This is a genomic window from uncultured Veillonella sp. (assembly GCF_938010505.1).
In the GTDB taxonomy this organism is placed as follows: Bacteria; Bacillota; Negativicutes; order Veillonellales; family Veillonellaceae; genus Veillonella.
Genome location: NZ_CALLVP010000094.1, coordinates 1 through 7,086 on the forward strand (window position 1 = coordinate 1; position 7,086 = coordinate 7,086).

Here is a 7,086-nt window from a genome sequence, read left to right on the forward strand (position 1 = left end):
GTCTACATGCAACTATGGCTGGTGTAATCTTGGCTATGACAATTCCTTCAAAAGGTAAGCGCGGTCGTAAGTATGTTCGTCCGATGCAACATTGGGAACACTTATTATCTAACTGGGTTAGTTTCTTAATTGTGCCAATATTTGCCTTCTTCAATGCTGGCGTAGATTTACGTAACGTATCTATAAATGATTTGACGCATCCTGTAGTACTTGGGGTAGCATTAGGTCTTATTATAGGGAAACAATTAGGTATTTTTGGCGCTGTATTTGCAATGGTGAAATGTGGTCTTGTACCAATGCCAACGGAAGCTAATTGGAAGCATGTATATGGTACTGCTATTGTATGTGGTATTGGCTTTACAATGAGTATCTTCGTATCTATCTTGGCATTTGATCCAGGTCATGCTCAAGAAATGGCAAAAGGAGGCGTAATCCTTGGTTCATTAATTTCGGCAATATACGGCTATATCTTCTTAAGAGTTGTTGGGGCAAATCGAAAAGAATGTCATATTGGTGTATATCATAACTGCTAAAATCAAATAAAATTCTTAAATCTCCATTGTTGACTGGTGAGGCTTTTAAAGTTAGAAAAACTAAGTGAAGTCTCTATCAAGATATGATGGAGATTTTTCATTGATATCTTATATTTATATGGTATATATGTAATACGTCTTTAAGATGAACACTGTTATTTAGCGCTTAATATATATGCATTTTTGATATTAATAGTACATCTATGGTTTAAAGATTATTTAAACCTATATAGTATACTACTTAATGTAAGATGAGGTATATATGATAAAAAAAATAATTATTGCATGTACACTTGTTTGTATGACTGCTATGGTATCATCACTAGCAATGGCGAAGACCATTGAACGTAGACAACGGGGGCATCATGTTAGTAAGGTGCAAACCATGTTAAAAGAGCAAGGTTTTTTGCATGATTCTGTTGATGGTATTTATGGACATAATACAGAGCAAGCTGTACGAAAATTTCAAAAGTCTAAGGGGCTTGCTGTAGATGGTCGTGTTGGTTCCTCTACAATGAAAGCCTTAGAGAAAACGGCAAAACGTAAGGGTGGTCAAAGTACAAAAAATAATAATGGTGCACCTAGCAAATACTCAAAGGTTTTAACGATGGAGGCTAGTGCCTATTCATCCCAAGACCCTGGTAATGGAAATTATACGGCTACAGGTAGCCGTTTGACAAAGGGGATTGTATCCGTAGATCCAAATCTCATTCCATTAGGTACAAAGCTGTACGTTGAAGGCTATGGCTATGCTGTGGCTGATGATGTAGGTGGAGCCATTAAAGGGAATCGAATTGATTTAGCTTATGACTCTCGTGCTGAAGCATTGCAGTTTGGTCGTCAAACTGTAAAGGTTTACGTTTTATAATGATAACTCTCTAGCTTTATATAACTGTATGACAGGTTTATAAATCAAAATCATACTCTTATATAAAATGCTAGAGAGTTTTTCTTTTACCGAATTATAATGTATTCAAAACCTCGAATATTCGGAGATTATGGTATAATAAATAATAGATATATTAAGTGATGACTCATGATTTTGAAGTGATGAGTGTAATCAATAGTTATAATATGAATGGTAAAGGAAAATCTATGGATAAAGTACGGCGCGTAGAACGAATGGTGGCAATGACAAAACTGTTAGTTGATTCACCGCAAAAATTGATTCCTTTAAATTACTTTTGTGACTTCTTTGGAATGGCAAAATCAACGGTTAGTGAAGATTTAACCTGTGTAAGACAGTCTATGGAGCACTTTCAACTGGGTACCTTAGAAACGGTGGCTGGTGTAGCTGGTGGGGTACGATTTATTCCGCATCGTAAGGGCACACAAGCGAATGATATTTTACGCGATGTGCAAGATCGTCTAATGGAACCAGATCGTATCATTCCAGGTGGTTTTATTTATATGTCTGATATCTTATATGATTGGCATGTAATGACACGTCTAGGTGAGATTATTATGACTCGTTTCGTAGACCGTGAACCGGACTATATTTTGACCGTAGAAACAAAGGGGATTCCTTTGGCTGTAATGGTAGCGAGAGCTTTTAATAAACCACTTGTTATTGCTAGACGGGATAGTAAGGTGACAGAAGGTTCTGCTATTAGCATTAATTATGTAACAGGTTCCTCTGGTCGTATTCAAACTATGACGTTAACTAAGCGGGCAATTCCTCCAAATGCTAAGGTGTTAATTATCGATGACTTTATGAAAGCTGGCGGTACTGCTAAGGGGCTTAAGGAATTAGTTCTTGAAATGAGTGGTGTCGTTGTTGGTACAGGTGTTCTTGTTGCTACAGCTGAACCAAGTCCAAAGTTGATCGATGATTATGAATCACTATTTACTTTTTATGGCATCGACGAAAATACAAAGAAAATTAGTATCGAGCCTGTGCTAGATGAAGAGTAAATCATTAATATTAGGAACATTATTGGCTGATATAATGGTTTATATTGAGTATTGGTCTATGGGCTAAATAATGACGTAAACAATATTTAAAATGGTTTAGAGATATAAGAGATAACAGATAGGAGATTACTATGAATGTTGCAAGCCTTATTTTAGCTGCTGGTAAGGGCACGCGTATGAAGTCTAAATTGCCAAAAGTATTGCACAAGGTTGGCGGTAAGGCGATGGTAGAACGCGTTCTTGAAACGGTTCAATCCATTGGTACAAATCGCGATGTTGTTATCGTTGGATTTGGCGGAGATGCAGTACAAAATTACCTGGGGGAGCGCGCTGAATTTGTTCGTCAAGAAGAACAAAATGGTACAGGTCATGCCGTAAAAATGGCTCAACCTGTACTTGGTGATTATGATGGTACAATCTTATTGTTATGCGGTGATACTCCTCTAGTTACAAAAGAAAGCTTAGAAGCACTTTTAGAAGAACATGAAAATTCCGGTGCAGCAGCTACAATCTTAACTGCTCATATGCCGGATCCAACTGGTTATGGACGCATCATTCGCAATGAAGCGGGTTCTGTAGTTCGCATCGTAGAGCAGAAAGATGGCAAGCCAGAAGAATTAGCGGTTCAAGAAGTAAATACAGGTATGTACGCTTTTGATAGTAAAAAATTATGGCCTTGCTTAGATCAGCTATCTGATGATAATGCCCAAGGTGAATTGTATATTACTGATGTAGTTGGTATTCTCGTAAATGGTGGCGATACAGTAAGCGCATACATGACTAAAGATTTTGAAGAGTCTTTAGGCGTAAACTCTCGCTTGCAATTAGCGGAAGCTGAATCTATATTAAAACATCGTAAACATATTGAGTTAATGACTGCAGGCGTAACAATTATTGACCCAGATAATACTTATGTAGCTCCAGAGGTAACTGTAGGAGCGGATACTATTTTACATCCTGGTACAATCCTTGAAGGTGACACCGTGATTGGTGAACGTTGTGAAATTGGGCCACATACTCGTTTGACGAATGTTAAAGTTGGTAATGATACGATTATCCACTTTACTTATGGTCATGACTGCGAAGTAAAAGACGGTGTAGATGTAGGGCCATATGTTCATTTGCGTCCAAACACAGTTTTAGGTAACAAGGTTCATGTAGGTAACTTTGTAGAGGTTAAAAACTCTAATGTTGGAGAAGGCACTAAGTTCCCACATCTTTCCTATATCGGTGATAGCGATGTAGGTGCTGGTGTTAATATTGGCTGTGGTACTATTACTGTAAACTATGATGGTAAAGTTAAACATCGTACCACAATCGGTGATGGTGCATTTGTTGGTTGTAACAGTAATTTAGTAGCTCCTGTAACAGTAGGTAATTATAGTTATGTTGGTGCAGGTTCTACTATCACCAAGAATGTACCGGATAAGGCATTGGCGGTAGGTCGTAGCAAGCAAATTGTGAAAGAAAATTGGGTAACAGAGGATACTTTCAGAAAGAAATAAAAAAATCTCATATTTTTTAACACAATTAGGTTAAAATAGTATACAATAAAAAGGCAATAGTGTGTATCTGTAATGTATGGATTATGGATAAGTAACCAGTATAGGAGCAAATGAAAGGGTAACAAAATGGCATTTGAAGACGGCAAAAAACTCAAGATTTTCACAGGTAATGCGAATCCTGCATTGGCAAAGGAAATTTGTGATTATTTAGGGTTGCCTTTAGGTGAAGCATTTGTAGGTCGTTTTAATAATGGCGAAGTACAAATAATGATTGATGAAAGCGTACGTGGCAAAGATGTATTTATCATTCAACCAACAAGCTATCCTGTAAATGATAATTTAATGGAACTCATGGTTATAGCTGATGCGCTAAAACGCGCTTCTGCACGTCATATTACTGCGGTAGTTCCTTACTATGGCTATGCTCGCCAAGACCGTAAAACTCGTGGCCGTGAGCCGATTACAGCTAAATTGGTAGCTAATTTGATGCAAACTGCAGGTATTACACGTCTTGTAACAGTTGATTTGCACGCAGGCCAAATTCAAGGTTTCTTTGATGTGCCTGTAGACCACTTGTTCGGCGCATCTATTTTGGCTAAATATATTAATGAAAAAAATATGGAAGATGTTATTGTTGTATCTCCAGACCTTGGAGGTGTTACAAGAGCTCGTGATTTGGCTGACCGCATCGGTGCACCGATTGCAATCATTGAGAAAAAACGCCCTGAACCGGGTGTGGCTAAAGTTATGAATCTCATCGGTGATGTAGCAGGTAAAAACTGTATTATTATCGATGATATCGTGGATACAGCTGGCTCCTTGGTTGAAGGTGCAAAAGCATTGGAAGAATTCGGTGCTAAATCCATTACTGCAGCTGTTACGCATGCAGTGTTGACAGATCCGGCAAGTGAACGAATTGCAAATTCCAACATTAAGGAACTTATCGTTACTAATACAATTCCATTGCCAGAAAATTGTAAATTACCGAATATTACGCAATTATCTGTAGCTCCATTGTTGGGCGAAGCAATTATGCGTATCTTCCATGAAGTATCTGTAAGTAATTTATTCGACAAATAATAGGTGATTCTTGAAATTAGTAGTAGGCCTTGGTAATCCAGGCAAGCAATATGAAGCGACAAAACATAATATTGGATTTATGGTTATTGACGCCATTGCCGACAGCGTACCTCATACGCCTTGGAAAGAGGAGCAACGTGCAGAGGTGTGCAGTATTACCGTAGATGGTGAAAAAGTATTGCTTGTAAAGCCGCAAACATTTATGAATGTAAGTGGTGAGTCTGTAGGACCGTTGATGCGGTACTACAAAATTGATCCATCTGATGTGTATTGCATCTATGATGATATGGATTTACCCGTAGGCAAGTTGCGTATTCGACCAAATGGTAGCTCTGGTGGTCATAATGGTATTAAATCGTTAATATCTCATTTGGGTACGGAGAATTTTCCTCGCTTCCGTGTGGGTATAGGCCGCCCCTTGCCACAGTGGACTGTGACTGACCATGTATTAGCGCCATTTACTGAAGAGTCGCAAGAGAAAGTACAAAAAGGTATCAAGGATACGGTGAAAGCTGTATTAGGAACCTTAGAGGTGGGCATCGATAAAGGGATGAATCAATTCAATCCAAAACGTCGTCCACATCGATAAATACATGCATAAGGGCATGAGTCTCATAGAGATTCATGCCCTTTTTACGAGGTACGTATGAGCAATCAAGAAAGAATGCCTTTTGTAGAGGCTTTAGAATCCTATAAAGATAAACATTTTATGCCCTTTCATACGCCAGGACATAAGATAGGTGGTGAAGCACCTAAATTATTAAAGGACTGGATGGGGCTAGCGTTACCCTATGATTTAGGCGTTATGTATGCCTTAGATGATTTACATGAGCCCGAACGAGAGTTAAAAGAAGCGCAAGATTTAACGGCTGAACTATATGGCGCTGAGTACTGTTGGTTTTCAATTAATGGCACTACAGCTTTGATTGAAGCCATGATCATGGGCACTGTAGGTCCTGATGAATCTATTATCATTCCTCGTGAGGCACATCGATCTGTCATTAGTGGCCTTGTCTTATCTGGGGCCAAACCAGTATATATGGACTGTAATTTTGATGAACGATGGGGTATTCCACTAGGTGTATCCCTAGTAAATGCAATCAAAACAATGGATGCACATCCTGAGGCAAAGGCAATTCTCTTGGTATATCCAAACTATTATGGCATAGGGGTAGATATTGTTAGTATTGTAAAAGAAGCTCATAAGCGGGGACTTATTGTTCTTGTTGATGAAGCTCATGGTCCTCATTTGCCGTTCTCTGAAAGGTTGCCTATAGAGGCTATAGAGGCTGGAGCAGATTTAGTGGCACAAAGTACACATAAATCTGTTGGCTCTTTGACACAAACATCTTGGCTATTAGGGCAAGGTAAAAGAATTAATAAGCGGCGTATCACGCAGATGCATCAAATGCTACAAAGTACGAGCCCAAACTATATTTTTCTGGCTTCCTTAGATATGGCGCGATATCAATTAGCCACAGACGGTAAAGATTTAGTAAGTCGAGCAGTAGAGTTAAGCGCATATTTACGGGAGAAACTCAATAAAATTTCTGGTATTGCTACTATGGAATATACAGATATTCAAGAGACCATAATAAACTATGATTCTACTAAGGTGCTAATCGATGCAAAAGGCTTAGGTTTAACAGGTGTAGAATTTGAACACTTATTGCGTAATCATCGTATCGAAGTGGAGTTAGTACAGGCAAATCATGTGTTAGTACTTATTACAATTGGTGACACTAAAGAATCTGTGGATATCCTTATTAAGGCTGTACGAGCTGTAAGTGATGACGTACTAAGAGATTCTTCAAAAATTAGAAACATAGATTTAGCGGGCTTATATGAACCTAGCAGCGAGTCCGCTTTGCTACCAGCGCCTCAAGTTCGTGTTACCCCTCGTAATGCCATGTATGCAAATCGTGAGCAAGTACCATTAAAAGAAGCAGTTCATCGCATTGCAGGAGAGACCATTGCTTATTATCCACCAGGTATTCCATGTGTAGCAGTAGGTGAAGAGATTAGTGACTCTGTGTTACAATATATAGAGAATC

At 38.7% G+C, this 7,086-nt stretch carries 7 protein-coding genes; all 7 read left to right on the forward strand.

All coding sequences use genetic code 11. The features are described from left to right. A partial coding sequence (locus tag Q0507_RS05695) for a Na+/H+ antiporter NhaA (RefSeq protein WP_298713675.1) occupies positions 1–533 on the forward strand: 533 nt, incomplete at its 5' end. Positions 534–795: 262 nt separating this feature from the next. After that, positions 796–1,401 (forward strand): 3D domain-containing protein, encoded by a 606-nt coding sequence (locus Q0507_RS05700; RefSeq protein WP_298713678.1) that lies wholly within the window; start codon positions 796–798, stop codon positions 1,399–1,401. Between the two features lie 227 nt (positions 1,402–1,628). Next, entirely contained in the window at positions 1,629–2,447 is an 819-nt protein-coding gene (purR, locus tag Q0507_RS05705; RefSeq protein WP_298713681.1) for a pur operon repressor, read from the forward strand. A gap of 131 nt (positions 2,448–2,578) precedes the next feature. Beyond that, positions 2,579–3,952: a bifunctional UDP-N-acetylglucosamine diphosphorylase/glucosamine-1-phosphate N-acetyltransferase GlmU gene (gene glmU / locus Q0507_RS05710; RefSeq protein ID WP_298713683.1), complete on the forward strand. Its 1,374-nt coding sequence runs from the start codon at positions 2,579–2,581 to the stop codon at positions 3,950–3,952. A gap of 126 nt (positions 3,953–4,078) precedes the next feature. After that, positions 4,079–5,032, forward strand: a complete 954-nt coding sequence (locus tag Q0507_RS05715; protein ID WP_298713686.1) for a ribose-phosphate pyrophosphokinase — start codon at positions 4,079–4,081, stop codon at positions 5,030–5,032. A gap of 10 nt (positions 5,033–5,042) precedes the next feature. Next, on the forward strand, positions 5,043–5,621 hold the full coding sequence (gene pth / locus Q0507_RS05720; RefSeq protein WP_298713688.1) for an aminoacyl-tRNA hydrolase: 579 nt from the start codon (positions 5,043–5,045) through the stop codon (positions 5,619–5,621). Positions 5,622–5,678: 57 nt separating this feature from the next. Continuing rightward, positions 5,679–7,086: aminotransferase class I/II-fold pyridoxal phosphate-dependent enzyme (locus Q0507_RS05725; protein ID WP_298713690.1), on the forward strand; the 1,408-nt coding region annotated here is incomplete at its 3' end.